Raw genomic sequence first — 23,660 nt, 5'->3', positions numbered from 1 at the left:
GAAGGCCCACTCCGCAGTGAGCATCACGGTCCGCGTCCCCGCCAAGGTCAACGTCCAGCTCGCGGTGGGCGCCCCGCGCCCCGACGGTTACCACGACCTGGCCAACGTCTTCCTCGCCGTCGGCCTGTACGACACCGTCACCGCGACCCCCGCCGAGGGCCTGCGCCTCACGGTCACCGGCCCCGACGCCGCCCAGGTCCCCCTGGACGGCTCCAACCTCGCCGCCCGCGCCGCCCTGGCGCTGGCCGAGCGTGCCGGGCGTACCGCCGACGTGCACCTGCACATCGCCAAGGACATCCCGGTGGCCGGCGGCATGGCCGGCGGCAGCGCCGACGCGGCCGCCGCCCTGGTGGCCTGCGACGCCCTGTGGGGCCTGGACACCCCGCACGAGGTGCTGCTCAGCATCTGCGCCGACCTCGGCAGCGACGTGCCGTTCAGCCTGGTCGGCGAGGCCGCGCTCGGCACCGGGCGGGGCGAGAGGCTCCAGCCGCTGGAGGTCGGCGGCACCTTCCACTGGGTCTTCGCCGCCGCCGACTGCGGCCTGTCCACCCCGGCGGTCTACCGCGAGTACGACCGGCTCTGCGAGGGCCGCGAGGTGCCCGCGCCGACCGCCTCCCCCGAGCTGCTGGCCGCCCTGCGGGAGGGCGACCCCCACGCCCTGGCCGCCGCCGTCGGCAACGACCTCCAGGCGGCCGCGCTCTCCCTGCACCCGGCGCTCGCCGCCACCCTCGCCGCGGGCACCGGGGCGGGGGCGCTCGCCGCGCTGGTCTCCGGCTCCGGCCCCACCACCGCCTTCCTCGCCGAGGACGCCCCGGCCGCCGCCCGCATCGCCGAGGCCCTCACCGCCTCCGGCACCTGCCGCAGCGCCCGCGTCGCCGCCTCCCCGGCCCCGGGCGCCACGGTGGTCGGCCAGGACCCGGACCGCGACACCGTGGCCGCGCGCGGCGCCGACCAGCGCTGAACCGCCCCCGCAGCACCGGTCCCACCGCGTTTACGCTGGAGGCCGCACCCATCCCCGTACAGGAGTGAAATGGCCGTCAATCTGGTCAACGTCGAGACCGTCAGCAAGGTCTACGGCACCCGTGCCCTGCTCGACGGGGTGTCGCTCGGGGTCTCCGAGGGCGACCGGATCGGCGTCGTCGGCCGCAACGGCGACGGCAAGACCACCCTCGTCCGGATGCTCGCCAAGCTGGAGGAGGCCGACACCGGCCGCGTCACCCACAGCGGCGGACTGCGGCTCGGCGTCCTCACCCAGCACGACTCGCTCGACCCGGCCGCCACCGTCCGCCAGGAGATCATCGGCGACCTCGCCGACCACGAGTGGGCGGGCGACGCCAAGATCCGCGACGTGCTCACCGGCCTCTTCGGCGGACTGGACCTGCCCGGCTTCCCGCAGGGCCTGGAAACGGTCATCGGCCCGCTCTCCGGCGGCGAGCGCCGCCGCATCGCGCTGGCCAAGCTGCTCATCGGCGAACCCGACCTGATCGTCCTGGACGAGCCGACCAACCACCTCGACGTCGAGGGCATCTCCTGGCTCGCCGGACACCTGCGGGCCCGCCGTTCCGCCCTCGTCTGCGTCACGCACGACCGCTGGTTCCTCGACCAGGTCTGCACCCGTATGTGGGACGTGCAGCGCGGCACGGTCCACGAGTACGAGGGCGGCTACAGCGACTACGTCTTCGCCCGCGCCGAGCGCGAACGGCGGGCCGCCACCGAGGAGACCAAGCGGCAGAACCTCATGCGCAAGGAGCTGGCCTGGCTGCGCCGCGGCGCCCCGGCCCGCACCTCCAAGCCCCGCTACCGCATCGAGGCGGCCAACGAGCTGATCGCCGACGTGCCCCCGCCGCGCGACACCAGCGAGCTGATGAAGTTCGCCTCCGCCCGGCTCGGCAAGACCGTCTTCGACCTGGAGGACGTCACCGTGCAGGCCGGGCCCAAGGTGCTGCTCGAGCACCTGACCTGGCAGCTCGGCCCCGGCGACCGCATCGGCCTGGTCGGCGTCAACGGCGCCGGCAAGACCTCGCTGCTGCGCACCCTCACCGAGGCGGCCCGTACCGGCGGCGAGGTCCAGCCCGTCGCGGGCAAGGTGGCCGTCGGCAAGACGGTCAAGCTCGCCCACCTCTCCCAGGAGGTCGCCGAACTCGACCCGGCCACCCGGGTCCTGGAGGCCGTCCAGCAGGTCAAGGACCGGGTCGACCTCGGCAAGGGCCGGGAGATGACGGCCGGGCAGCTCTGCGAGAAGTTCGGCTTCACCAAGGAGAAGCAGTGGACGCCGGTCGGTGACCTCTCCGGCGGTGAGCGCCGCCGCCTGCAGATCCTCCGGCTCCTCATGGACGAGCCCAACGTCCTCTTCCTCGACGAGCCCACCAACGACCTGGACATCGAGACGCTCACGCAGCTGGAGGACCTGCTCGACGGCTGGCCCGGCTCGATGATCGTCATCTCCCACGACCGGTTCTTCATCGAGCGCACCACCGACCGGGTCTTCGCCCTCCTCGGCGACGGAGCCCTGAGGATGCTGCCGCGCGGTGTCGACGAGTACCTGGAGCGCAGGCAGCGGATGGCCGAGACGGCGAGCCCGGCCCCGGCCCCCGTCCAGGAGGAGGGGCGCAAGGAGAAGCCGGCCGCCGACCAGCGGGCCGCGAAGAAGGAGCTCCAGCGGCTGGAGCGGCAGCTCGACAAGATCTCCACGCGCGAGCAGAAGCTGCACACGCGGATCGCGGAGAACGCCACAGACTTCGCGAAGGTGGCCGAGCTGGACGCGGAGCTGCGTCAACTCTCAGGCGAACGCGAGGAGTTGGAAATGCGCTGGCTGGAGCTGGCGGAGGACGCCGAGTAGCGGCCGCGCGGCGGCGTAACGGACGCATCACGGACCGGTCCTCCCTTGGGAACAAGGGCTGGACCGCTTCCGCGCGTTCTCCTGTTCGAGTGGTAGAAAAGTGGGCCAGCACTGGCGTGCCGAAATATCAGTGAAGAGGGGGAGCCGCTGATGAGTCAGCCGCCCAACCAGCCTCCGCAGCCGCCGCAGGGCGGTTTCGGGCCACCACCCGAGCCCGGGCCCGGCAACGACGGCGGGCCGCCGCCCGCCCAGCCCCCGCAGCCCCCGGCCGCCCAGCCCGGTTACGGCTACCCGCAGCAGCCCGGCCCCTACGGCCCGCCCCCGCAGCCCCCGCAGGCCCCGCAGCCCGGCTACGGCTACCCCCAGCAGCCCGGCCCCTACGGCGCTCCCCAGCAGCCGGGTCCGTACGCCCAGCCCGGCCCCTACGGCCAGCCGCAGCCGGGGTACGGCTACCCGGGCCAGCCGCCGACCGTCCCGGGTCCGCCCGGTGCGGGTGGACCCGGCGGCGGACGCGGTCCGTTCAAGGGGAGGACGGCGGCGATCGTCGGCGGCGCGGTGGCCGTGGCGGTGCTCGCCGTGGTCGGCGTCGTCATGCTGACCGGTGGCGACGACGAGAAGGACCCGGTCGCCTCGCCCTCGAAGGCCCCTTCCGCCAGCGGCGCCGCCCCCTCCGCCCCGGACAACCCGGGCGACGGCAAGGGCGACCGCAAGGCCGAGACGGAGGACCTGAACGAGGGCCGCAAGTCCGGTGAGGCGGAGGTCCTCTGGTACAAGGAGGCGCCCGACGCCCCCGGCCGGGGCGCCGACGCCCCCGGCATGTGGATCACCGACACCACCGCCGTCAAGGCCGCCTACCGCTCCGTCCTCGCCTGGGACATCGAGGGCGGCAAACCCAGCTGGGACGAGGTCGAACTGCCCGGCCCGGTCTGCGCGGCGAGCGAGCAGGCCGTGGACGGCAAGGTCGTCATCGCCCACAAGAACGGCAACACCGACAAGTCCAAGTGCAACCAGCTGATGCAGCTGGACCTCGCCACCGGCAAGAGCGCGTGGACCAACACCCTCGACGAGGGCGCCCTGTTCGACAGCACCCTCCAGCTCGACGTCGTCATCGCCGGGGACACCGTCATCGCCGGGCGCGACATGTCCGGCGTCGCCTTCCGGCTGAGTGACGGCAAGGAGCTGTACACCAAGAAGAAGTACGGCCAGTCCTGCTTCCCCAGCGCCTGGGCCGGCGAGGGCGACCGGCTCGTCATGGTCTCCTCCTGCGCCGCGAGCAAGCCCGCCGAGCACGACGAGGTGAGCGTCCTCGACCCGGCCACCGGCAAGGTCACCTCCAACCTCGCCGTGGCCAAGGGCTGGCGCGTCGAGCGCGTCTACTCGATGGACCCGCTGGTCATCTACTCGACCAACAAGGAGAAGGAGGCCTGGAACATCTCCCGCGTCAGCGACGGGAAGATCGCCACCCAGGTCGAGTCGAAGGTCTCCTTCAGTCCGCAGTGCGGCTGGGCCGTCATGTCCCGCGCGCTGCGCGGCTGCGTGGGCGCCGTCGCCGACGACACCACGCTCTACCTGCCGACCGAGGCCAAGGGCGGCGCCAACGAGATCGTCGCCACCAACCTGAGCACCGGCAAGAAGAAGTGGTCCGTCGAGGCCCCCGAGGGCCGGAAGATGCTGCCGCTGAAGATGGAGGGCGGCAAGCTCATCGCCTACGTCGAGGCGTCGTACAGCAAGGGCGGGCAGATCGTCTCGATCCCCACCTCCGGCGGCGAGCCGACCACGCTCCTGCAACTGCCCGAGGGGACGGCGGCGATCGAGCGCGGCTTCTTCTCCCGGGACGTCGACTACGTCGACGGACGCTTCTACATCTCCACCACCCGCCTGAACGGCAAGGACGACGCGGCGGAGAAACTGATGCTGGCCTACGCCGAGTGACCCACCGGGGGCGCCCGCACCGGGCCGCGCGCCCGGGGCCGCCGGCGCCCCCGCCCCCCCTCCCGTCCTCTCCCCACGTCCCCACGCGCACCGAGGTACCCACGCCATGACCCAGCCGCCGTCCCAGCCGCCCAACGAGCCGCCGCAGGGCGGGTTCGGCGCCCCGCAGGACCCGCCTCCCGGCGGATTCGGCGCGCCCCCGCCGGCCCAGCCGCCGCAGACCCCGCCGCCCGCCGCGCCGCCGTCCCTCGACAAGAAGGACGGCCCCGCCACCGACGGTGACCAGCCCCAGCAGCCCCCGCAGCCCGGCGGTCCCGGCTACGGCTACCCGCAGACCCCGCCGCCCCCGGCCGCCCAGCCGGGCTACGGCTACCCGCAGCAGCCCGGCGGGTCTCCGCAGCAGGCGCCCGGCCACGGCTTCCCGCAGCAGCCCGGCCAGCCCCCGCAGGGAGCGCCGGGATACGGCTACCCGGGCCAGCCGGCGCAGCCGCCGTACGGCCAGCCGCAGCAGCCCTACGGCTACCCGCAGCCGAACACCGTGCCGATGAGCGCCCAGGGTTCGCCGGGCGGCGGGCGGAAGTTCGGCCCGCAGGCCATGATCATCACGGCGGCCGTGGTGGCCATCGCGCTGATCGTCGGCGGGGGCATCTGGTACAAGTCCTCGCAGGACGGCGAGACCACCGCCGGCGGCAGCGGGCAGGGCGAGACCGGCGAGGGCAAGGGCGGCTCCGGTGACGCGCCCGGCGGCTCCGGCGGCGGCGACGAGAAGGTGCCCTCCGACCCGGCCTCCAAGGTCCTCTTCCAGCTCCCCGCGCCCAAGGTCAAGGGCGACAGCAGCTACCCGGTCGAGGGCTCCTGGCTGACCGGCAAGGTCTTCGCCAAGCCCGGCCTCTCCGAGATCAACGGCTACGACCTGGACTCCGGCAAGGTCACCTGGACCACGCCGCTCTCCGGCCAGCACTGCGCCTCCTCCCCGGAGGTCGGCGACGGGGACATCGCCGCGGTCGTCTACCAGAACGCCAAGGCGACGGACGACAACAAGTACCCCGGCTGCGACAAGATCTCCGCCATCGACCTGGGCACCGGCAAGATCCTGTGGACCGAGTCGGTCGAGGTCAGCTCGCGGGCCGCGCGGTACGACGAGGTCTCCATCAGCGGCGGCACGGTGGCCGTCGGCGGCGGTACCGACGGTGGCGCCGCCTTCGACCTGAAGACCGGCAAGGAGCTGTGGAAGCCGCAGAACGGCGACGCCTGCGAGGACCTCGGCTACCGGGGCGGCGAGGCGCTCGTGGCGGTCCGCAAGTGCGGCAGCTACGACAACCCGAAGATGGAGGTGCAGCTCCTCGACGCCTCCGACGGCACCCCGCAGTGGAGCTACAAGCTCCCCGCCGGACTCGACAACGCCAAGGTCATCTCCGTCGACCCGGTCGTCTTCGGCACCGACTCGCAGGAGATCACCGCCTCCGGCGTCACCGACGTCTTCACCCTCGACGACAAGGGCGGCCTCCAGAGCCGCTTCGCCCTGGAGGACGGCAAGTACGCGCACGACTGCGACGTCAACAAGGTCCACGACTGCAAGCAGATCCTCGCGGGCAACGGCAAGCTCTACGTCCCCACTGCCGAACACGACGCCAAGGGCGAGGAGTACGGCCGGACCAACGAGATCCTGTCGTTCGACCTGAAGACCGGCAAGCAGACCGGCGACCGCTTCGACGCCGGCGGCAAGTACAAGATCTACCCGCTGCGGATGGACGGCGAGAACGTCCTCGCCTACAAGGCGCCGCCGTACAACAAGGGCGGGCAGATCGTCACCATCGACCCGGGCGGCAAGGAGACGGTCCTGATGGAGAACCCCGCCACCGAGGCCGTCCGCAACGTCGAGCGGAACTTCCTCCCGGAGTTCGGCGAGGTCGTCTACGGCGACGGCCGCCTCTTCATGTCCACCCTGTACGTCCGCGAACCGAGCAAGGTGACCAAGGAGCCCGAGTACCTGGCCATCGCCTTCGGCACGTCGTGAGGTGAGCCTTCGGCCCGCTCAGGGCGAGTCGCGTGCGCCTGCCCCGTCCCCGGATCCCGGGGGCGGGGCAGGCCGCTTTCCGGGCCCGGTGTTTGAGAGGGCGGTCGCCGTGGAGAGGTTGGGGGCGGCCGGTGTGTGGCGTACGGGCGGTGAAAGCCGGGAAACCAGGCCACGGCCGCGGGCGAGCGTGTAACTTCCGGGAGACGTGCGGCCGGTGGGCCGGGGCGGGGGACTGCGTGGAAGGCGGCCGGATGGGCGTGCGGGTGATGGTGGTGGACGACCACCGGCTGCTGGCCGAGGCACTGGCCTCGGCGCTGAAACTGCGCGGGCACCGGGTGCTCGCCGCCACCGCCCCCGCCTCGGGCGCCGCCGACCTCGTGATCGCCCGGGCACCCGAGGTCTGCCTCATCGGCACCGCCACCCCCGCCGAACCGGGCATCTTCGACCCGGTCGTCCGTATCCGCGCCGAGGCGCCGCAGGTCGCCGTGGTGGTGCTCGGCCCGGTGCCCAGCCCGCGCGGGATCGCCGCCGCCTTCGCGGCCGGAGCCTGTGGCTACGTGCGGCACGACGAGCGGATAGAGGGTGTCGAGCGGGCCATCGTCCGGGCCTGCAAGGGCGAGGCGGTGGTGGCCCCCCAGCTCCTCGCGGGCGCCTTCGCCGAGCTGCTCGACCCGGCGGCCCAGCCCGACGACGAGGGCCGGCGGCTGCTCGCCCTGCTCACCCCGCGCGAGGTCGAGGTGCTGGTCCGGGTCGCCGAGGGCGAGGACACCCGGGTGATCGCCGCCGGCATGAGCATCGCGCCGAGCACCGCCCGGACACACGTCCAGCGGGTGCTGATGAAGCTGGGGGTCGGCTCGCGGCTGGAGGCCGCCGCGCTCGCCGCCCGCACCGGGCTGCTGGACCGGGCGGCGCCGCCGGTCGTCCCGGAGCAGCGGGCCGGCGGCACCGGCGTCCCGGAAAGGCCGCGGGGGCCGCGGTCCCCGTGAAGAACCGCGGCCCCCGCGGGGTGCGCGCCGTGCGGACCGGCCGGGCCCGGCGGGGTCAGCCCGCCGCGGACGGCCCGTTCTCGCCCCCGGCGGCGTCGACCGCCTCCTGGGGGAGCGGCGGGGTGGGCGGGACGGTCGGCCGGAGCTTGACCCAGATCAGGAAGAACAGGCCGAGGGCGAGCATGCCCAGCCCGGTCCACAGGTTGATGTTGATGTCCTGGGCCTTCTCCAGGTCGGCGTCGGTGGCGAAGATCCCGGCGGCGCTGACGATCAGGCCGTAGACGACGAACAGCGCGCCGATGATGCGGCGGATGTCGAACAGCCGGGCGGCCGTGGCCGACTTGGCTTCCAGCTCGGTGACCTCGTCCTGGAAGGCGTGGCCCTCCGCGGGCGGATTCTGCTTCTCGGTCATGGTGGGGCGTCCTTGGCGTGGGTGCGGGCCGGGTCAGAAGGAGAACGGCACGTAGCAGATGGCGGCGAGGATGATCGCGCCCCAGCCCAGCAGGGCCGGCTTGCGGTACCAGACCTCGTCGCCCTCCTCGGCGCCCTCCAGGTCGAGGCCGGGCGACTTGGTGCCGTAGACGAGACCGGCGAGCTGCTCGACCGGCTTCGGCTTCGTCACCAGGGTGACCACCACCATGACGATGCCACCGACGACGAACGCGACGATCGAGGAGACGAAGTTGGCGCCCTGGTCGCTCGGGATGTCGATGATGCCCTGCTGGTACAGCCAGAAGTAGTTCACCATGGCGGCGACGGTGCCGGAGAGCAGCCCCCAGAAACCGGCGGCCGGGGTGGTGCGCTTCCAGAACATGCCGATGATGAAGACCACGAACAGCGGGACGTTGAAGAAGGAGAAGAGCGTCTGCAGGTAGTTCATGATGTTGCTGAACCCGGCCGCGATGAACGCGGTACCCATGCCGATCAGCACACCCACGGCGGTGACGACCCGGCCGACCTTCAGGTAGTAGCCGTCCTCGCGGCCCTTCTTCAGGTAGGCGGCCCAGATGTCGTTGGTGAAGACCGTGTTGAACGAGGAGACGTTGGCCGCCATGCCCGCCATGAAGGCGGCGAGCAGACCGGTGACCGCGATGCCGAGGACACCGTTGGGCAGCAGGTCGCGCATGAGGACCGGGATGGCGTCGTTGTAGTCGAGCCCGCTGCCGGCCTGGCCGATGGTGGGCTCCATCACCAGCGCGATGAAGCCGGGCACCACGACGACCATCGGGATGAGGATCTTCGGGAAGGCGGCGATCAGCGGAGTGCGCTTGGCGGCCGACAGGTTCTTCGCGGAGAGCGCGCGCTGGACCTCGGCGAAGTTGGTCGTCCAGTAGCCGAAGCTCATGACGAAGCCGAGGCCGAGGACGATGGTCAGCCAGTTGGCGCCCAGCGGGTTGGCCTCGCCGATGCCCGTGCCGTCCCAGGCGGTGAGGAAGTCACCGCCCTGTGAGGCGGAGAGCGAGTCGGTGATGCCCTCCCAGCCGCCGACCCGCTTGAGACCGACGACGGTCAGCGGGATCAGCGCCGCCAGGATCACGAAGAACTGGAGGACCTCGTTGTAGATCGCCGAGGAGAGCCCGCCGATCGTGATGTAGGCGAGGACGAAGAAGCCGGCGACGACGATGGCGACCCACTCGGGCCAGCCGAGCAGCGCCTCCAGCACGATCGCCATGGCGTAGAGGTTGACGCCCGCGATCAGCACCGAGGAGACGGCGAAGATCACGGAGGAGAGCAGGTGCGAGGAGGGCCCGAACCGGTGGAGCAGGAACTCGGGGACCGACCTGACCTTCGACCCGTAGTAGAACGGCATCATCACCAGGCCCAGGAAGACCATGGCCGGGATGGCGCCGATCCAGTACCAGTGCACGGTGTAGGCGCCGTACTGCACGCCGTTCGCCGCCATGCCGAGGATCTCGGTGGCGCCGAGGTTGGCCGCGACGAACGCGAGCCCGGTCACCCAGGCCGGCAGGGAGCGTCCCGAGAGGAAGAAGTCGAGGCTGGTCTTCACCGAACGCCTGGCGGCGAAGCCGATGCCCAGGACCACGGCGAAGTAGATCGCCAGGATCGTGTAGTCGAGCCCGTTGGTCGGGAGCCGGAGCCCCTCGGCGAGATAGAGCATGGGGGGAACTCGCTTCGTTGCGCGAACTGAACGAGACGGGAACCTACGCGGTTGGCGTCAAGATCTGAACAGTTTTGTTGGTTTTCTTTGTTTGATCGTGATGGGGCCGGGCGTTTCCTCCCTGTTTCCGCTGGTTCGCTGTCGGTGTCCTGCGGGTTGCGGTCGTGGAGGGGTGGGTTCCGGTGCGACTCCCGCGCCCCGGGGCGGGCCCGAGGCTTCCCGGGCGTTGACGGCGCTGTTGTGCTGTGATTGGTTGTGTTCGGTTATGTTGATTGATAGGGGTGTGTGAGGGTGCTCGCGTGAAGAAGACCTCGACCCGGCTGTCCGACGGCCGCGAGCTCATCTACTACGACCGGGACGGCCGGCGGGAGCGCGACGCTCCCGACCCGCGCCCCGCCGACCAGGTCGCCACCGCCTCCGAGGTCCGCCAGGACCCGCTGCTCGGCGACTTCGTCGCCATCGCCTCGCACCGCCAGGGCCGCACCCATCTGCCGCCCGCCGACGCCTGCCCGCTCTGCCCGGCCCGGCCCGGCGGCCACCAGGGCGAGATCCCGGACAGCGACTACGACGTGGTGGTCTTCGAGAACCGCTTCCCCTCGCTCTCCGGCCCCACCGGCCGCTGCGAGGTCGTCTGCTTCACCTCCGACCACGACACCTCCTTCGCCGGCCTCGACGAGGAATCCGCCCGCCTCGTCCTGGAGGCCTGGCGCGACCGCACCGAGGGTCTCTCCCGGCTGGAGGCGGTCCGCCAGGTCTACTGCTTCGAGAACCGGGGCGTCGAGATCGGCGTCACCCTCGGCCACCCGCACGGCCAGATCTACGGATACCCGCAGGTCACCCCCCGGACGAGGCTGATGCTCCAGTCGGTGGCCGAGCACCGCGCCGCCACCGGCCGCAACCTCTTCGACGACCTGGTCGCGCGCGAACGCGCCGACGGCGAGCGGATCGTCCTGGAGACGGAGCACTGGACCGCCTTCGTCCCGTACGCCGCCCACTGGCCCTACGAGGTGCACCTCTACCCGCGCCGCCGGGTCCCCGACCTGGTCGCGCTGGACGAGGCGGCGCGCGCCGAGTTCCCGGCCGTCTACCTGGAGCTGCTGCGCCGCTTCGACCGGATCTTCGGCGAGGGACGGCCGCCGACGCCGTACATCTCCGGCTGGCACCAGGCGCCCTTCGGTGAGCCGCGGCCGGGCGAGCCGGACGTGGCGCGCGAGGAGTTCGCGCTCCACCTGGAACTCTTCACCGTGCGACGCACCGAGGGAAAGCTGAAGTTCCTCGCCGGTTCGGAGTCCGGCATGAGTGTGTTCATCAACGATGTGCCGCCGGAGGCCGCGGCGCGGCGACTGCGAGAGGTAGCGAGTTCATGAGCGTCAGCAGCGAGGCAGGGCAGCGCGGTACGGCACCGGGTGCCCGGGGCAAGTACCTGGTCACCGGAGGCGCCGGCTACGTCGGCAGCGTCGTCGCCCGGCACCTGCTGGAAGCCGGCCACCAGGTGGTCGTCCTGGACGACCTCTCCACCGGCTTCCGCGAAGGCGTCCCCGACGGCGCCGAGTTCGTCGAGGGCCGCGTCCAGGACGCCGCCCGCCTGCTCGACGCCGGCTACGACGGCGTCCTGCACTTCGCCGCCTTCTCCCAGGTCGGCGAGTCCGTCGTGGACCCCGAGAAGTACTGGGTCAACAACGTCGGCGGCACCACCGCGCTGCTCGCCGCGATGCGGGAGGCCGGGGTGCGCCGGCTGGTCTTCTCCTCCACCGCCGCCACCTACGGCGAGCCGGTCTCCGTCCCGCTGACCGAGACCGACCCCACCGCGCCGACCAGCCCCTACGGCGCCTCCAAGCTCGCCGTCGACCACATGATCAGCGGCGAGTGCCACGCCCACGGCCTGGCCGCCGCCTCCCTGCGCTACTTCAACGTCGCCGGAGCCTACGGCGACTGCGGCGAGCGCCACGACCCCGAGTCGCACCTCATCCCGATCGTCCTCCAGGTCGCCCAGGGCCGCCGCGAGGCCGTCTCCGTCTACGGCGACGACTACCCGACACCCGACGGCACCTGCGTGCGCGACTACATCCACGTCGCCGACCTCGCCGAGGCGCACCTGCTCGCCCTGGACGCCGTCACCCCCGGCGAACACCTGGTCTGCAACCTCGGCAACGGCAACGGCTTCTCCGTCCGCGAGGTGATCGAGACGGTCCGCGAGGTCACCGGCCACCCCGTCCCCGAGACCTCCGCCGCGCGCCGCGCCGGCGACCCGGCCGTCCTCGTCGCCTCCGCCGACCGGGCCCGCACCCGCCTCGGCTGGGTGCCGACCCGCCCCGGCCTCGACGCGATCGTCCAGGACGCCTGGGACTTCGCCCGCCACGGGCGCACCCGCGACGCCGGGCAGGCCACGACCGCCGGGGGCGCCGCGTGAGCGCCGCCAAAGTCCGCGCCGGGGCCGAGACCGCCCCGGAGGACGAGACGCGCCGGGCCGAGCAGGTCGCCGAAGGGTTCCGCGCGCTGTACGGCCGCGACCCGGAGGGCGTCTGGGCCGCCCCCGGCCGGGTCAACCTCATCGGCGAGTACACCGACTTCAACGACGGCTTCGTGATGCCGCTCGCCCTGCCGCACACGGCCGTCGCCGCCGTCGCCCGCCGCGACGACGGCGTCCTGCGCGTGCACTCCGCCGACCTCCCCGACCCCGTCACCGAACTCCGCGTGGACGACCTGACCCCCGGCTGCGACACCTCCTGGGCCGCCTACCCGGCCGGGGTCGTGTACGCCCTGCGCGCCGCCGGCCACGCCGTGGGCGGCGCCGACCTGCACCTCGCCTCCACCGTGCCGACCGGCGCCGGGCTCTCCTCCTCGGCGGCCCTGGAAGTGGTGACCGCCCTCGCCCTGAACGACCTGTACGGCCTCGGACTCGGCCGGGCCGAACTGGCCAGGCTCGCCCAGCGCGCCGAGAACGAGTTCGTCGGCGTCCCCTGCGGCGTCATGGACCAGATGGCCGCCGCCTGCTGCACCGACGGCCACGCGCTGCACCTCGACACCCGGGACCTCTCACTGCGCCAGGTCCCCTTCGCCCCCGCCGACGACGGACTCGCCCTGCTGGTGGTCGACACCCGCGTGCAGCACGCGCTGGGCGACGGGGCGTACGCCGAACGGCGCGCGGGATGCGAGGAGGGCGCCCGGCGCCTGGGCGTGAGCCACCTGCGGGACGTGCCCCACGCCGAACTGGCCGAGGCACTGGAGCGGCTCGCGGACGCCGGTGAGCACGTCGTCCGCTACGTCCGCCACATCGTCACCGACAACCACCGCGTCGGCGAGGTCATCGCCCTGCTCGACGCGGGCGAGGTCCGCGCGGTCGGGCCGGTGCTCACCGAGGGCCACCGCTCCCTCCGCGAGGACCTGCGGGTCTCCTGCCCCGAACTCGACCTGGTCGTGGAGTCGGCGCTGGCGGCCGGGGCGCTGGGCGCCCGGATGACCGGCGGCGGGTTCGGCGGCTCGGCGGTGGTCCTCACCGAGGCGGACGCGGCCGGCCGTATCGGCGAGGCGGTCCGCGCCGCCTTCGCGACCGCCGGGCACCCCGAGCCCCGGATCTTCCCGGCGCTGCCCTCGGCGGGGGCACGCCGGATCAGCTGAGAAGGGCCCGGCGGGCCCAAAGGGGACCGGAGTCGGCGCACTCCGGTCCCTTCCGTCCCCTCGACCCCACCCGTCACGCACCGGCCGCCCGGTGCCGGCCCGTTGGTGGCCAGTTCTGCGAATCCGCTTCCCCCCGCGAGCCCCGTCCGTACTCTGAGGAGCAGCGCCGGTGGGGGCCGGTGCCGTTCAGGGGCGAGACCGTCGGGTCCGGTCCGTGAGCGGGGACGGGAACCGGGCGGCGGCCGGGTGGCCCCGGGTCCCTCCGCGGCGAGCGGAGGAACCGGGTACCGCGACCGTGACCGTCCGTTCCCCCGGCCAGTGGGGGTTACGCAAGGTGGTCCGTATCCGAGTCCTGGTCGTCGACGACCATCGCATCTTCGCCGAGTCCCTGGCGGCGGCGCTCACCGCCGAGCCGGACGTCGACGTATCGGCCGCCGGGAGCGGCCCGGCCGCCCTGCGCTGCCTGGAGCGCGCCGCCGTGGAGAGCCGGCCGTACGACGTCCTGCTGGTCGACGCCGACCTCGGCGCGGCACGTCCGCCGCAGCCCGGGCCGTTGCGCGAGGCGGGAGGCGACGGGGCGCCCGTCGACGGGATCGCGCTGGTCGCGGGGGTGCGGTCGGTGCAGCCCGGGGTGCGTACCGTCGTCCTCGCAGAGCGGGACGACCCACGACGGGCCGCGCTCGCCCTCCAGGCCGGGGCCGTCGGCTGGGTCGCCAAGGACTGTTCCCTCTCGCGTCTGCTGACCGTCGTCCGGGGCGTCCTGCGCGACGAGACCCACCTGCCGCCCGCCCTGCTCACCGGGGTGCTGCGCGAGCTGACCGCCGCGCGCAGGCACCGCAGCGACAGCGAACGCCTGGTCGAGTCCCTGACGCCCCGCGAGCGGGAGGTGCTGCGCTGCATGGTGGCCGGGCTCGGGCGCAAGGCTGTCGCCGAGCGGCTCTTCCTCTCACCGCACACCGTGCGCACCCACATGCAGAACGTCCTCGGCAAGCTCGGCGTCCACTCCACCCTGGCCGCCGTAGCCCTGGCCCGCCGAGCCGGCGTCGGCCCCGCCGACCTGGCCACGCCCCCGAACGGGGTCCGCGCGGGCTAGCTGTATTGATCATGAGCGCCTGTCCGGGCGGATCCTCGTGGCACGGCCCGCGGCGTCCGGTGCGTGCTCTCGGCGTGCGCCCGGATCTCCCTCGTACCGGATGTACTCGGGTGATGCGGGCCTGCGGCGAGAGTCGTGCCAGGCGTCGCGGGCCCACGAAGATCCGCCGGACAGGTCCGGGCGGGTCTGCTTGCGGCCCGGCTCCGGCGCGACCGGGCCGCGCCCTGACCGGCCTCAAGCGCCGGCCGGGCCGGTGAGGGAGGGGTCAGCCCGGGATGTTGTCGAACGGGGCCGTGAGGGCGCGCAGGAGGCGGGCCAGTTCGGCCCGCTGAGCCGGCGCGAGCTCGGCCAGGATGGCCCGCTCCTGCGCGAGCAGCCCGGCCAGGGACCGGTCGGCCCGGTCGCACCCCTCGTCGGTGAGCCGCACCAGCACGCCCCGCCGGTCACTGGGGTCGGGCAACCGCTCGACCAACCCCTTCTTGGCGAGCCGGTCGATCCGATTGGTCATGGTCCCGGAGGTCACCAGGGTCTGGGTCAGCAACTGCCCGGGCGAGAGCTGGTACGGCACCCCCGACCGCCGCAGGGCGGTCAGCACGTCGAACTCCCAGGGTTCGAGCTGATGCTCCGCGAAAGCGATCCTGCGGGCCCGGTCGAGATGCCGCGCCAGCCTGCTGACGCGGCTGAGCACTTCCAGCGGCTCCACGTCGAGGTCCGGGCGCTCCCGGCGCCACGCTGCGACCAGCCGATCGACCTCGTCCTCCATGCGGATCAGTGTAGTAGGTCTGTCGACGTGAAGTCTCTTGACGTCAAGAGACTTCCCGGTGAGGATGGGCCCGCCCGGGGAAGAGGCCGCCCTTCCCGACCCGCCCCGCCGAGGAGGCACCCATGCCCACCTGGGACCCCGTCCAGTACCTGCGCCACGCCGACCACCGCACCCGCGCCTTCGCCGACCTCCTCGCCCGCGTCCCGGAGCCGCCCGCCCCGGCGGACCGCCCCCTGCGCATCGCCGACCTCGGCTGCGGCCCCGGCAACTCCACCCGCCTGCTCACCGAACGCTGGCCCGAGGCCCACGTCACCGGTTACGACCACTCCGACGCCATGCTGACCCGCGCCCGCGCCGACCTCGCGGACACCGGCGCCGACTTCGCCCGGGCGGACCTGCGTACCTGGACGCCGGACGAGCCGTACGACGTGATCACCTCCAACGCCACCCTCCAGTGGGTCCCCGGCCACCAGTACCGGCTCGCCGACTGGGCCGCGGCCCTGGTCCCGGGCGGCACCCTCGCCTTCCAGGTCCCGGGCAACTTCGACGCCCCCAGCCACGCCCTGATGCGCCGCCTCGCCGCGAGCGAGGGCCCCTGGGGCGAGCGGCTGACGGGGGTGCTGCGCGGCGCCGACGCCGTACTCGAGCCCGCCGGCTACCTGCCGTACCTCGCCGGGCCCGGCCGCACCACGGACCTGTGGGAGACCACCTACCTGCACCTGCTGACCGGCCCGGACGCCGTCCTCGACTGGGTGACCGGGACCGGTCTGCGGCCCGTCCTGGACGCCCTGGCCGACGACCCGGCCGCCCGCACCGCCTTCACCGACGCCTACCGCGCCCAGCTCCGCGAGGCGTACCCGGCGACGGCCGACGGCACCACCCCGTTCCCCTTCCGCCGCGTCTTCGCGGTCACCACGATGCCGGCCACCCGGGCCGGCCAGGAGGTTCCCTGATGCTCGTAGCCGTCGACCACGTCCAGCTCGCCGCCCTTCCCGGCACCGAGGACACCCTGCGAGGCTTCTACGCCGACGCGCTCGGCATGACCGAGATCCCCAAGCCGCCGGTGCTCGCCGCGCGCGGCGGCTGCTGGTTCGAGGCCGGGGGCGTCCAGCTCCACCTGGGCGCCGACCCCGGCCACCGTCCCTCGCCCAAGGCCCACCCCGGCCTGCGCGTCACCGGCATCGACGCGTTCGCCGCCCGTCTCGCCTCCCACGGCGCCGAGGTCACCTGGGACGACAACCTGCCGGGCCACCGCCGCTTCTACGCCCAGGACCCGGCCGGCAACCGCCTGGAGTTCCTGGAGCCCGACGCGGAGACGGAGGGATGAGCGGGGCGCGTACGTGACGAGGGCGGGCAGGGCACCCGGGTGCCCTGCCCGCCCTCGTCACCTACGGCGGTGGTTCAGTTCTTGCGGTGCCCTATCAGCCGGGGCTTCTGCTCCATGCCGTCCAGGCCGTGCCAGGCGAGGTTCACCAGGTGGGCGGCGACCTCGGCCTTCTTCGGCTTGCGGGCGTCCTGCCACCACTGGCCGGTCAGCGCCACCATCCCCACCAGCGCCTGCGCGTACAGCGGCGCCAGCTTGGCGTCGAAGCCGCGGTTCTTGAACTCGGTGCCGAGGATGTCCTCGACCTGGGTGGCGATGTCGCTGATCAGCGAGGCGAAGGTGCCCGTCGACTGGGCCACCGGCGAATCCCGGACCAGGATGCGGAAGCCGTCGGTGTAGGACTCGATGTAGTCGAGCAGGGCGAAGGCCGCCTGCTCCAGCAGCTCGCGCGGGTGGCCCGCGGTGAGCGCGCCCGTCACCATGTCCAGCAACTGGCGCATCTCCCGGTCGACCACGACCGCGTACAGCCCCTCCTTGCCGCCGAAGTGCTCGTACACCACCGGCTTGGAGACCCCGGCCTTCGCCGCGATCTCCTCCACGGAGGTGCCCTCGAAACCCTTGGCGGCGAACAGCGTACGACCGATGTCCAGCAGTTGCTCGCGCCGCTCGGCGCCCGTCATCCGGGTCCGCCGGGTCCGGCGCGGTTTCTCACTGCTGGTGCTGTTGCTCGAGTCGGTCGCCACGCCCTCCATCATGCCGGGTCGGCACTTTTCCGCTGACGGCGGGACTCGATGCGCGAGGCCGAGGGCCACCGCACGTCGTGGGCCCATCCCAGCTGCTCGCACCAGCGGATGATCCGCGCAGAGGAGTCGATCTGGCCGCGCTGTACGCCGTGCCGGGCCGAGGTCGGGTCGGCGTGGTGCAGGTTGTGCCACGACTCGCCGCAGGAGAGCACGGCCAGCCACCAGACGTTGCCCGAGCGGTCCCGGGACTTGAAGGGGCGCTTGCCGACCGCGTGGCAGATCGAGTTGATCGACCAGGTGACGTGGTGCAGCAGCGCCACCCGGACGAGGGAGGCCCAGAAGAACGCGGTGAACGCGCCCCACCACGACATCGTCACCAGTCCGCCGATCAGCGGGGGCAGCGCCAGCGACACGACCGTCCACAGCACGAACTGCCGCGAGATGCGGCGGATCGCCGGGTCCTTGATCAGGTCCGGGGCGTACTTCTGCTGCGGCGTCTGCTCCTCGTCGAACATCCACGCCATGTGCGCCCACCACAGGCCCTTCAGCAGGGCCGGGACCGTCTCGCCGTACTTCCACGGGCTGTGCGGGTCGCCCTCCGCGTCGGAGAAGCGGTGGTGCTTGCGGTGGTCCGCCACCCACCGCACCAGCGGGCCCTCCACCGCCATCGACCCGGCGATGGCCAGTGCGATGCGCAGCGGCCGCTTCGCCTTGAACGAGCCGTGCGTGAAGTACCGGTGGAAGCCGATGGTGATGCCGTGGCACCCCAGGAAGTAGAAGAAGACCATCAGCCCGAGGTCCAGCCAGCTCACCCCCCAGCCCCAGGCCAGCGGCACCGCCGCCAGCAGTGCCAGGAACGGCACGACGATGAAGAGGAGGAGGGCGAGCTGCTCCACCGTCCCCTTCCGGTCGCCACCCAGCGTGGCGGACGGCGCCGAGGCGGAATCCGGTGGTGAGGTCCGAGGCTTTTCGTCGATCATTTCGGAGGTCGAGGTCATGGGCGCCCCTGAGGGTTGAGGGTATGCGGTCGGTGGCCGAGGAACCGGTGAAGAGGAGGGCATCGGCCACCTACGGTTCCGTAACCTACGGTGACGTAAGTATGGCAGCGACCGGCCTCGCGGCAAGTGGCCCCGAACGGGGGTGTCTCCTGCCGCCTGCCCCACCGACCTATCCTTGACCCGTCGGACAGCGCGGTCCGCCACCTCCAGAACGTGCTCGACACACTGCAAGGAGCCGCACCTGTGAGCAGTGCCGACGCCCAGGCCACCACGACCAGCGCCACCGGCCGCCCTGGGCCCACCGAAACCCCTGACCCCGCCCGTACCACCAGCCCCGAACTCCGCGCCGACATCCGCCGGCTGGGTGATCTGCTGGGCGAGGCCCTGGTACGCCAGGAGGGGCACGAACTCCTCGACCTCGTCGAGCGCGTCCGCGCCTTGACCCGTACGGACGGGGAGGCCGCCGCCGAACTCCTCGGCGGCCTCGAACTGGAGATCGCGGCCAAGCTGGTCCGCGCCTTCTCCACCTACTTCCACCTCGCCAACGTCACCGAGCAGGTCCACCGCGGCCGCGAGCTGCGCGCCCGCCGTGCCGAGGAGGGCGGGCTGCTGGCCCGTACCGCCGACCGGCTCAAGGACGCCGACCCCGAACACCTGCGGGAGACCGTCCAGCACCTCAACGTGCGGCCGGTCTTCACCGCCCACCCCACCGAGGCCGCCCGCCGCTCGGTCCTCAACAAGCTGCGCCGCGTCGCGGAGCTGCTGGAGACCCCGGTGATCGAGGCAGACCGGCGCCGCCACGACACCCGGCTGGCCGAGAACATCGACCTCGTCTGGCAGACCGACGAACTGCGCGTGGTCCGCCCCGAGCCCGCCGACGAGGCCCGCAACGCCGTCTACTACCTGGACGAGCTGCACTCCGGCGCCGTCGGCGACGTCCTGGAGGACCTCACCGCCGAGCTGGCCCGGGTCGGCGTCGAGCTGCCCGAGGACTCCCGGCCGCTGACCTTCGGCACCTGGATCGGCGGCGACCGTGACGGCAACCCGAACGTCACTCCCCAGGTCACCTGGGACGTGCTGATCCTCCAGCACGAGCACGGCATCAACGACGCCCTCGACGTCGTCGACGAACTGCGCGGCTTCCTCTCCAACTCCATCCGCTACACCGGCGCCACCGAGGAACTCCTCGCCTCCCTCCAGGCCGACCTCGACCACCTCCCCGAGATCAGCCCGCGCTACAAGCGGCTCAACGCCGAGGAGCCGTACCGGCTCAAGGCCACCTGCATCCGCCAGAAGCTGGAGAACACCAAGGAGCGCCTCGCCCGGGGCACCACGCACCAGCCCGGCCGCGACTACCTCGGTACCGCCGAACTCCTCACCGACCTCACCCTCATCCAGGACTCGCTGCGCGAGCACCGTGGCGGCCTCTTCGCCGACGGCCGGATGAACCGCACCATCCGCACCCTGGCCGCGTTCGGCCTCCAGCTCGCCACCATGGACGTCCGCGAACACGCCGACGCCCACCACCACGCCCTCGGCCAGCTCTTCGACCGGCTCGGCGAGGAGTCCTGGCGGTACGCCGACATGCCGCGCGACTACCGCACCCGGCTGCTCGCCAAGGAACTCCGCTCGCGCCGGCCGCTCGCCCCGAGCCCGGCCCCGCTCGACGCCGCCGGTGAGAAGACCCTCGACGTCTTCCACACCGTCAAGCGGGCGCTGGCCGTCTTCGGACCCGAGGTCGTCGAGTCGTACATCATCTCGATGTGCCAGGGCGCCGACGACGTCTTCGCCGCCGCCGTCCTCGCCCGCGAGGCCGGGCTGATCGACCTGCACGCCGGCTGGGCCAAGATCGGCATCGTGCCGCTCCTGGAGACCACCGACGAGCTGCGCGCCGCCGACGTCATCCTCGACGAGATGCTCGCCGACCCCTCGTACCGCCTGCTCGTCTCGCTGCGCGGCGATGTCCAGGAGGTCATGCTCGGCTACTCCGACTCCTCCAAGTTCGGCGGCATCACCACCTCCCAGTGGGAGATCCACCGCGCCCAGCGCCGCCTGCGCGACGTCGCGCACCGCTACGGCGTCCGGCTGCGGCTCTTCCACGGCCGCGGCGGCACCGTCGGCCGCGGCGGCGGCCCCTCGCACGACGCGATCCTCGCCCAGCCCTGGGGGACCCTGGAGGGCGAGATCAAGGTGACCGAGCAGGGCGAGGTGATCTCCGACAAGTACCTCGTCCCCTCCCTGGCCAGGGAGAACCTGGAGCTGACGGTCGCGGCCACCCTCCAGGCCTCCGCCCTGCACACCGCGCCCCGGCAGTCGGTCGAGGCGCTGGCCCGCTGGGACGCCGCCATGGACGTGGTGAGCGAAGCGGCCCACACCGCCTACCGCGAGCTCGTCGAGGACCCGGCCCTGCCCTCGTACTTCCTCGCGTCGACGCCGGTGGACCAGCTCGCCGAGCTGCACCTCGGCTCGCGCCCCTCGCGCCGCCCCGGCTCGGGCGTCTCGCTCGACGGGCTGCGGGCCATTCCCTGGGTCTTCGGCTGGACCCAGTCCCGGCAGATCGTGCCCGGCTGGTACGGCGTCGGCTCCGGCCTCAAGGCGCTGCGCGAGGCCGGCCTCGACGGAGTGCTCAGCGAGATGTACGAGCACTGGCACTTCTTCAGCAACTTCGTCTCCAACGTCGAGATGACGCTGGCCAAGACCGACCTGCGGATCGCCCGCCACTACGTCGACACCCTCGTCCCCGACGAGCTGCGCCACGTCTTCGACGCCATCGAGGCCGAACACGCGCTCACCGTGGCCGAGATCCTGCGCGTCACCGGCGGCGAGGAACTGCTCGACAGCAACCCGGTCCTCCAGCAGACCTTCGCCATCCGCGACGCCTACCTCGACCCCATCTCCTACCTCCAGGTCTCCCTCCTCGCCCGCCAGCGCGCCGCCGCCGAACGCGGTGAGGAACCCGACCCGCTCCTCTCCCGTGCCCTCCTCCTCACCGTCAACGGCGTGGCGGCGGGGCTCCGCAACACCGGCTGACCCGGTAGGCGGCGCGCGACGGCGCCCGGCTCCACCCTCGCGGGGTGGGGGCGGGCGCCGTCGCGCGCACCGGGGCTCCCGGCCCCTCACAGCAGCAGGAACGCCCCCGTCAGCAGCAGCGCCCCCGCGCCCGCCAGCCCCCAGGCCGTGCGGCGCATCCGCATCCCCCCGGCGACGACCACGGAGGCCAGCAGCAGGGCGCCGCCCAGGGGGACCCAGGCGTGCAGCAGGCCGGGGAAGCCGGAGCGGACCACGGCGGTGGTGCCGGGCTTGACGACGACGGGGAGTTCGGCGCCCTCGTCGGCGGCGACCGAGCGCTCGATGCTGACCTTGCCGCGCCGCGTGGCGTTGTCGGAGGCCGGGGCGAACGGGCCGGTGCAGTGCTCCTCCCCGCACCGCACGACGGTCATCGTGCCGTGCTCGCGGCTCTGCGGGAACATCACGTGCTGGGCTGCGGGCCACGAGGCCCAGGCTCCCGCGACCAGCAGCAGCACGGCGAGGAGCCCCATCAGGGCCCGCCCGCCGAGCAGCAGCAGCCCGTAGGCGCTCTCCCCGGCGCGGCGCGTGCGGCTGCGCCGGGGGTTCTTCGAGGACGCGGCCTTGGCTGACGAGGGCATGGCGGGATACTGGGCCGTAGCCCCGGGGCCGGTCAATCTTCCGGCCAACCTTCGTCCCTGTGGACGTTCGGTGACGACCGGGGAGGTACGGGACAGGCGTCCGCGCGGCCGCGCGGGGACGGCCGCGCGGGGACGGCTACGTGTTGTACGAGCTCTGCGCCCGCTCCAGGCCCGCCACCACCAGCGCCTCGACGGCGTCGGCGGCGCGGTCCACGAAGTAGTCCAGTTCCTTGCGCTCCGTGGACGAGAAGTCCTTCAGCACGAAGTCGGCGACCTGCATGCGGCCGGGTGGCCGGCCGATGCCGAACCGCACCCGGTGGTAGTCGGGGCCGAGCGACTTGGTCATGGACTTGAGGCCGTTGTGCCCGTTGTCGCCGCCGCCGAGCTTCAGGCGCAGCGCCCCGTAGTCGATGTCCAGCTCGTCGTGGACGGCGACGATCCGCTCGGTGGGCACCTTGTAGAAGTCCCGCAGCGCGGTCACCGGCCCGCCGGAGAGGTTCATGTACGACTGCGGCTTGGCGAGCACGATCCGCCTGCCGCCCGGCCCGGGGGCGCCGATCCGTGCCTCCAGCACCTGGGCGCGCGCCTTGTGCGCCTTGAACTTGCCGCCCGCCCGGGCGGCGAGCAGGTCGGCGACCATGAAGCCGACGTTGTGGCGGTTGGCCGTGTACTCGGGGCCCGGGTTGCCGAGGCCCACCACGAGCCAGGGGCTGTCGTCCGTCACTGACGTTCTCCTCGGAGCGGGGGAGGGAGCGGGAAGCGTAGGTACGTGTGCACGTACGGGCACCGGTGCGCGGTGCCCGACAGCGAACCGCCGTCCCGGCGCGAGGCGTCGCGCGGGACGGCGGTTCGGTACTGCGGAGCTACTGCGGGGCCGGGACCGGTCAGGCCTCGGCGCCCTCCTCGCCCTCGGCCGGGGCCTCCTCGGCCTGCGCGGCCAGGACCTGGAGGACGACGGTGTCGTCCTCGACGTCCAGGGCGACACCCTCGGCCAGCGTGATGTCCTTGGCCAGGATGGCGTCGCCCGCGTCCAGACCGGCGATGGAGACGGTCAGGAAGTCGGGGATGCTGGTGGCCTCGGCGGTGACCGGCAGAGCGGAGAGGACGTACTCCAGCAGGTTGGCACCGGGGGCCAGGTCGCCCTCGGCCTGGATCGGGATCTCGACCTGGACCTTCTCGCCGCGCTTGACGGTGAGCAGGTCGATGTGGACCAGGAAGCCCTTCAGCGGGTCACGCTGCACGGCCTTCGGGATGACCAGCTCGGTCTCGCCGTCGACCTCGAGGGCGATCAGGACGTTGGAGGTCTTCAGGGCCATCATCAGCTGGTGACCGGGCAGGACCACGTGCGCGGGCTCGGCGCCGTGGCCGTAGACCACGCCGGGAACCTTGGCATCGCGACGGATGCGGCGGGCCGCACCCTTGCCGAACTCGGTGCGGGTCTCGGCGGTGATGTTGACGTCAGCCATGTGCACTCCTCGTGTAGCGGTACGACGGTGGTGGTCACTCGGCCACGACTGACACGACCGGCCTGCTACGAAGAGCGCGTCGATAACGGACCACGAGCCGGAGAACCGGGCTGGC

General features: G+C 72.7%; 20 protein-coding genes. 12 read left to right on the top strand and 8 right to left on the bottom strand.

The features are described from left to right. The first annotated feature begins 16 nt into the window (after positions 1–16). From Sdia_RS28765 to Sdia_RS28745, 5 genes are all read left to right on the top strand, one after another. On the top strand, positions 17–961 hold the full coding sequence (locus Sdia_RS28765) for a 4-(cytidine 5'-diphospho)-2-C-methyl-D-erythritol kinase (protein ID WP_100456830.1): 945 nt from the start codon (positions 17–19) through the stop codon (positions 959–961). Positions 962–1,030: 69 nt separating this feature from the next. Further along, entirely contained in the window at positions 1,031–2,839 is a 1,809-nt protein-coding gene (locus Sdia_RS28760) for an ABC-F family ATP-binding cassette domain-containing protein (protein ID WP_100456829.1), read from the top strand. A 150-nt stretch (positions 2,840–2,989) separates the two neighbouring features. After that, the gene (locus tag Sdia_RS28755) at positions 2,990–4,771 is read left to right on the top strand and encodes an outer membrane protein assembly factor BamB family protein (protein WP_115067861.1); all 1,782 of its coding nucleotides are present in this window, start codon (positions 2,990–2,992) and stop codon (positions 4,769–4,771) included. A gap of 106 nt (positions 4,772–4,877) precedes the next feature. Then, positions 4,878–6,788 (top strand): outer membrane protein assembly factor BamB family protein, encoded by a 1,911-nt coding sequence (locus tag Sdia_RS28750; protein WP_100456827.1) that lies wholly within the window; start codon positions 4,878–4,880, stop codon positions 6,786–6,788. A gap of 251 nt (positions 6,789–7,039) precedes the next feature. Continuing rightward, positions 7,040–7,774 carry a helix-turn-helix transcriptional regulator gene (locus Sdia_RS28745; RefSeq protein WP_100456826.1) on the top strand — a complete coding sequence of 245 codons (735 nt, stop codon included), beginning with the start codon at positions 7,040–7,042 and terminating at the stop codon, positions 7,772–7,774. 55 nt (positions 7,775–7,829) lie between these two features. Here the strand turns inward: Sdia_RS28745 and Sdia_RS28740 are convergent, their stop codons facing one another. Both Sdia_RS28740 and Sdia_RS28735 read right to left on the bottom strand, forming a co-directional pair. Continuing rightward, positions 7,830–8,186, bottom strand: coding sequence for a hypothetical protein (locus Sdia_RS28740; protein ID WP_100456825.1), 357 nt, complete (start codon positions 8,184–8,186; stop codon positions 7,830–7,832). Between the two features lie 33 nt (positions 8,187–8,219). After that, the gene (locus Sdia_RS28735; protein ID WP_100456824.1) at positions 8,220–9,893 is read right to left on the bottom strand and encodes a sodium:solute symporter family protein; all 1,674 of its coding nucleotides are present in this window, start codon (positions 9,891–9,893) and stop codon (positions 8,220–8,222) included. A gap of 299 nt (positions 9,894–10,192) precedes the next feature. On the opposite strand from Sdia_RS28735, the gene galT reads away from it, so the two are divergent. The 4 genes from galT (at position 10,193) to Sdia_RS28715 (ending at position 14,604) form a co-directional block, all read left to right on the top strand. Then, entirely contained in the window at positions 10,193–11,260 is a 1,068-nt protein-coding gene (galT, locus tag Sdia_RS28730; RefSeq protein WP_100456823.1) for a galactose-1-phosphate uridylyltransferase, read from the top strand. Further along, entirely contained in the window at positions 11,257–12,303 is a 1,047-nt protein-coding gene (gene galE / locus Sdia_RS28725; protein WP_100456822.1) for a UDP-glucose 4-epimerase GalE, read from the top strand. The genes galT and galE overlap by 4 nt, the downstream gene beginning before the upstream one ends. Then, positions 12,300–13,511: a galactokinase gene (galK, locus tag Sdia_RS28720; protein WP_100456821.1), complete on the top strand. Its 1,212-nt coding sequence runs from the start codon at positions 12,300–12,302 to the stop codon at positions 13,509–13,511. The genes galE and galK overlap by 4 nt, the downstream gene beginning before the upstream one ends. 334 nt (positions 13,512–13,845) lie before the next feature. Beyond that, positions 13,846–14,604 (top strand): LuxR C-terminal-related transcriptional regulator, encoded by a 759-nt coding sequence (locus Sdia_RS28715; RefSeq protein WP_100456983.1) that lies wholly within the window; start codon positions 13,846–13,848, stop codon positions 14,602–14,604. A gap of 265 nt (positions 14,605–14,869) precedes the next feature. Here Sdia_RS28715 and Sdia_RS28710 read toward each other — a convergent pair whose 3' ends face one another. Further along, positions 14,870–15,367 (bottom strand): MarR family winged helix-turn-helix transcriptional regulator, encoded by a 498-nt coding sequence (locus Sdia_RS28710; RefSeq protein ID WP_026048349.1) that lies wholly within the window; start codon positions 15,365–15,367, stop codon positions 14,870–14,872. A gap of 122 nt (positions 15,368–15,489) precedes the next feature. Here Sdia_RS28710 and Sdia_RS28705 point away from each other — a divergent pair, with 122 nt between their 5' ends. Further along, positions 15,490–16,320 (top strand): trans-aconitate 2-methyltransferase, encoded by an 831-nt coding sequence (locus Sdia_RS28705; RefSeq protein WP_100456820.1) that lies wholly within the window; start codon positions 15,490–15,492, stop codon positions 16,318–16,320. Continuing rightward, positions 16,320–16,694, top strand: coding sequence for a VOC family protein (locus Sdia_RS28700; RefSeq protein WP_189500103.1), 375 nt, complete (start codon positions 16,320–16,322; stop codon positions 16,692–16,694). Before Sdia_RS28705 ends, Sdia_RS28700 begins: the two co-directional genes overlap by 1 nt. A gap of 74 nt (positions 16,695–16,768) precedes the next feature. On the opposite strand, the gene Sdia_RS28695 is transcribed toward Sdia_RS28700, so the two are convergent. Next, positions 16,769–17,446: a TetR/AcrR family transcriptional regulator gene (locus tag Sdia_RS28695; RefSeq protein ID WP_100456818.1), complete on the bottom strand. Its 678-nt coding sequence runs from the start codon at positions 17,444–17,446 to the stop codon at positions 16,769–16,771. Further along, the gene (locus tag Sdia_RS28690) at positions 17,443–18,432 is read right to left on the bottom strand and encodes an acyl-CoA desaturase (RefSeq protein WP_115067864.1); all 990 of its coding nucleotides are present in this window, start codon (positions 18,430–18,432) and stop codon (positions 17,443–17,445) included. The genes Sdia_RS28695 and Sdia_RS28690 overlap by 4 nt, the downstream gene beginning before the upstream one ends. Positions 18,433–18,783: 351 nt before the next feature. Here Sdia_RS28690 and ppc point away from each other — a divergent pair, with 351 nt between their 5' ends. Beyond that, positions 18,784–21,462: a phosphoenolpyruvate carboxylase gene (gene ppc, locus Sdia_RS28685; RefSeq protein ID WP_107488285.1), complete on the top strand. Its 2,679-nt coding sequence runs from the start codon at positions 18,784–18,786 to the stop codon at positions 21,460–21,462. Between the two features lie 86 nt (positions 21,463–21,548). On the opposite strand, the gene Sdia_RS28680 is transcribed toward ppc, so the two are convergent. The 3 genes from Sdia_RS28680 to Sdia_RS28670 all read right to left on the bottom strand — a co-directional run bounded on the left by Sdia_RS28680 (position 21,549) and on the right by Sdia_RS28670 (position 23,545). After that, a complete protein-coding gene (locus tag Sdia_RS28680; protein WP_229830845.1) occupies positions 21,549–22,079 on the bottom strand; it encodes a hypothetical protein in 531 nt (176 codons plus the stop codon). 136 nt (positions 22,080–22,215) lie between these two features. Further along, complete coding sequence (gene pth / locus Sdia_RS28675) at positions 22,216–22,803, bottom strand: aminoacyl-tRNA hydrolase (protein WP_115067865.1); 588 nt, start codon at positions 22,801–22,803, stop codon at positions 22,216–22,218. Between the two features lie 160 nt (positions 22,804–22,963). Further along, the gene (locus Sdia_RS28670) at positions 22,964–23,545 is read right to left on the bottom strand and encodes a 50S ribosomal protein L25/general stress protein Ctc (RefSeq protein WP_100456814.1); all 582 of its coding nucleotides are present in this window, start codon (positions 23,543–23,545) and stop codon (positions 22,964–22,966) included. Positions 23,546–23,660: the final 115 nt, after the last annotated feature.

The organism is Streptomyces diastaticus subsp. diastaticus (assembly GCF_011170125.1).
GTDB lineage: Bacteria > Actinomycetota > Actinomycetes > Streptomycetales > Streptomycetaceae > Streptomyces > Streptomyces diastaticus.
This window is presented reverse-complemented; position numbering and strand designations above follow the sequence as displayed.

What these genes read in the sequence shown, in the direction of transcription:
- Sdia_RS28690 (WP_115067864.1), bottom strand. Translation starts at nt 18,432, where the DNA reads ATGACCTCGACCTCCGAAATGATCGACGAAAAGCCTCGGACCTCACCA.
- Sdia_RS28760 (WP_100456829.1), top strand. Translation starts at nt 1,031, where the DNA reads ATGGCCGTCAATCTGGTCAACGTCGAGACCGTCAGCAAGGTCTACGGC.
- Sdia_RS28750 (WP_100456827.1), top strand. Translation starts at nt 4,878, where the DNA reads ATGACCCAGCCGCCGTCCCAGCCGCCCAACGAGCCGCCGCAGGGCGGG.
- Sdia_RS28710 (WP_026048349.1), bottom strand. Translation starts at nt 15,367, where the DNA reads ATGGAGGACGAGGTCGATCGGCTGGTCGCAGCGTGGCGCCGGGAGCGC.
- Sdia_RS28735 (WP_100456824.1), bottom strand. Translation starts at nt 9,893, where the DNA reads ATGCTCTATCTCGCCGAGGGGCTCCGGCTCCCGACCAACGGGCTCGAC.
- Sdia_RS28705 (WP_100456820.1), top strand. Translation starts at nt 15,490, where the DNA reads ATGCCCACCTGGGACCCCGTCCAGTACCTGCGCCACGCCGACCACCGC.
- Sdia_RS28745 (WP_100456826.1), top strand. Translation starts at nt 7,040, where the DNA reads ATGGGCGTGCGGGTGATGGTGGTGGACGACCACCGGCTGCTGGCCGAG.
- Sdia_RS28670 (WP_100456814.1), bottom strand. Translation starts at nt 23,545, where the DNA reads ATGGCTGACGTCAACATCACCGCCGAGACCCGCACCGAGTTCGGCAAG.
- Sdia_RS28755 (WP_115067861.1), top strand. Translation starts at nt 2,990, where the DNA reads ATGAGTCAGCCGCCCAACCAGCCTCCGCAGCCGCCGCAGGGCGGTTTC.
- Sdia_RS28680 (WP_229830845.1), bottom strand. Translation starts at nt 22,079, where the DNA reads ATGCCCTCGTCAGCCAAGGCCGCGTCCTCGAAGAACCCCCGGCGCAGC.
- galE (WP_100456822.1), top strand. Translation starts at nt 11,257, where the DNA reads ATGAGCGTCAGCAGCGAGGCAGGGCAGCGCGGTACGGCACCGGGTGCC.
- Sdia_RS28740 (WP_100456825.1), bottom strand. Translation starts at nt 8,186, where the DNA reads ATGACCGAGAAGCAGAATCCGCCCGCGGAGGGCCACGCCTTCCAGGAC.
- Sdia_RS28700 (WP_189500103.1), top strand. Translation starts at nt 16,320, where the DNA reads ATGCTCGTAGCCGTCGACCACGTCCAGCTCGCCGCCCTTCCCGGCACC.
- Sdia_RS28695 (WP_100456818.1), bottom strand. Translation starts at nt 17,446, where the DNA reads ATGATGGAGGGCGTGGCGACCGACTCGAGCAACAGCACCAGCAGTGAG.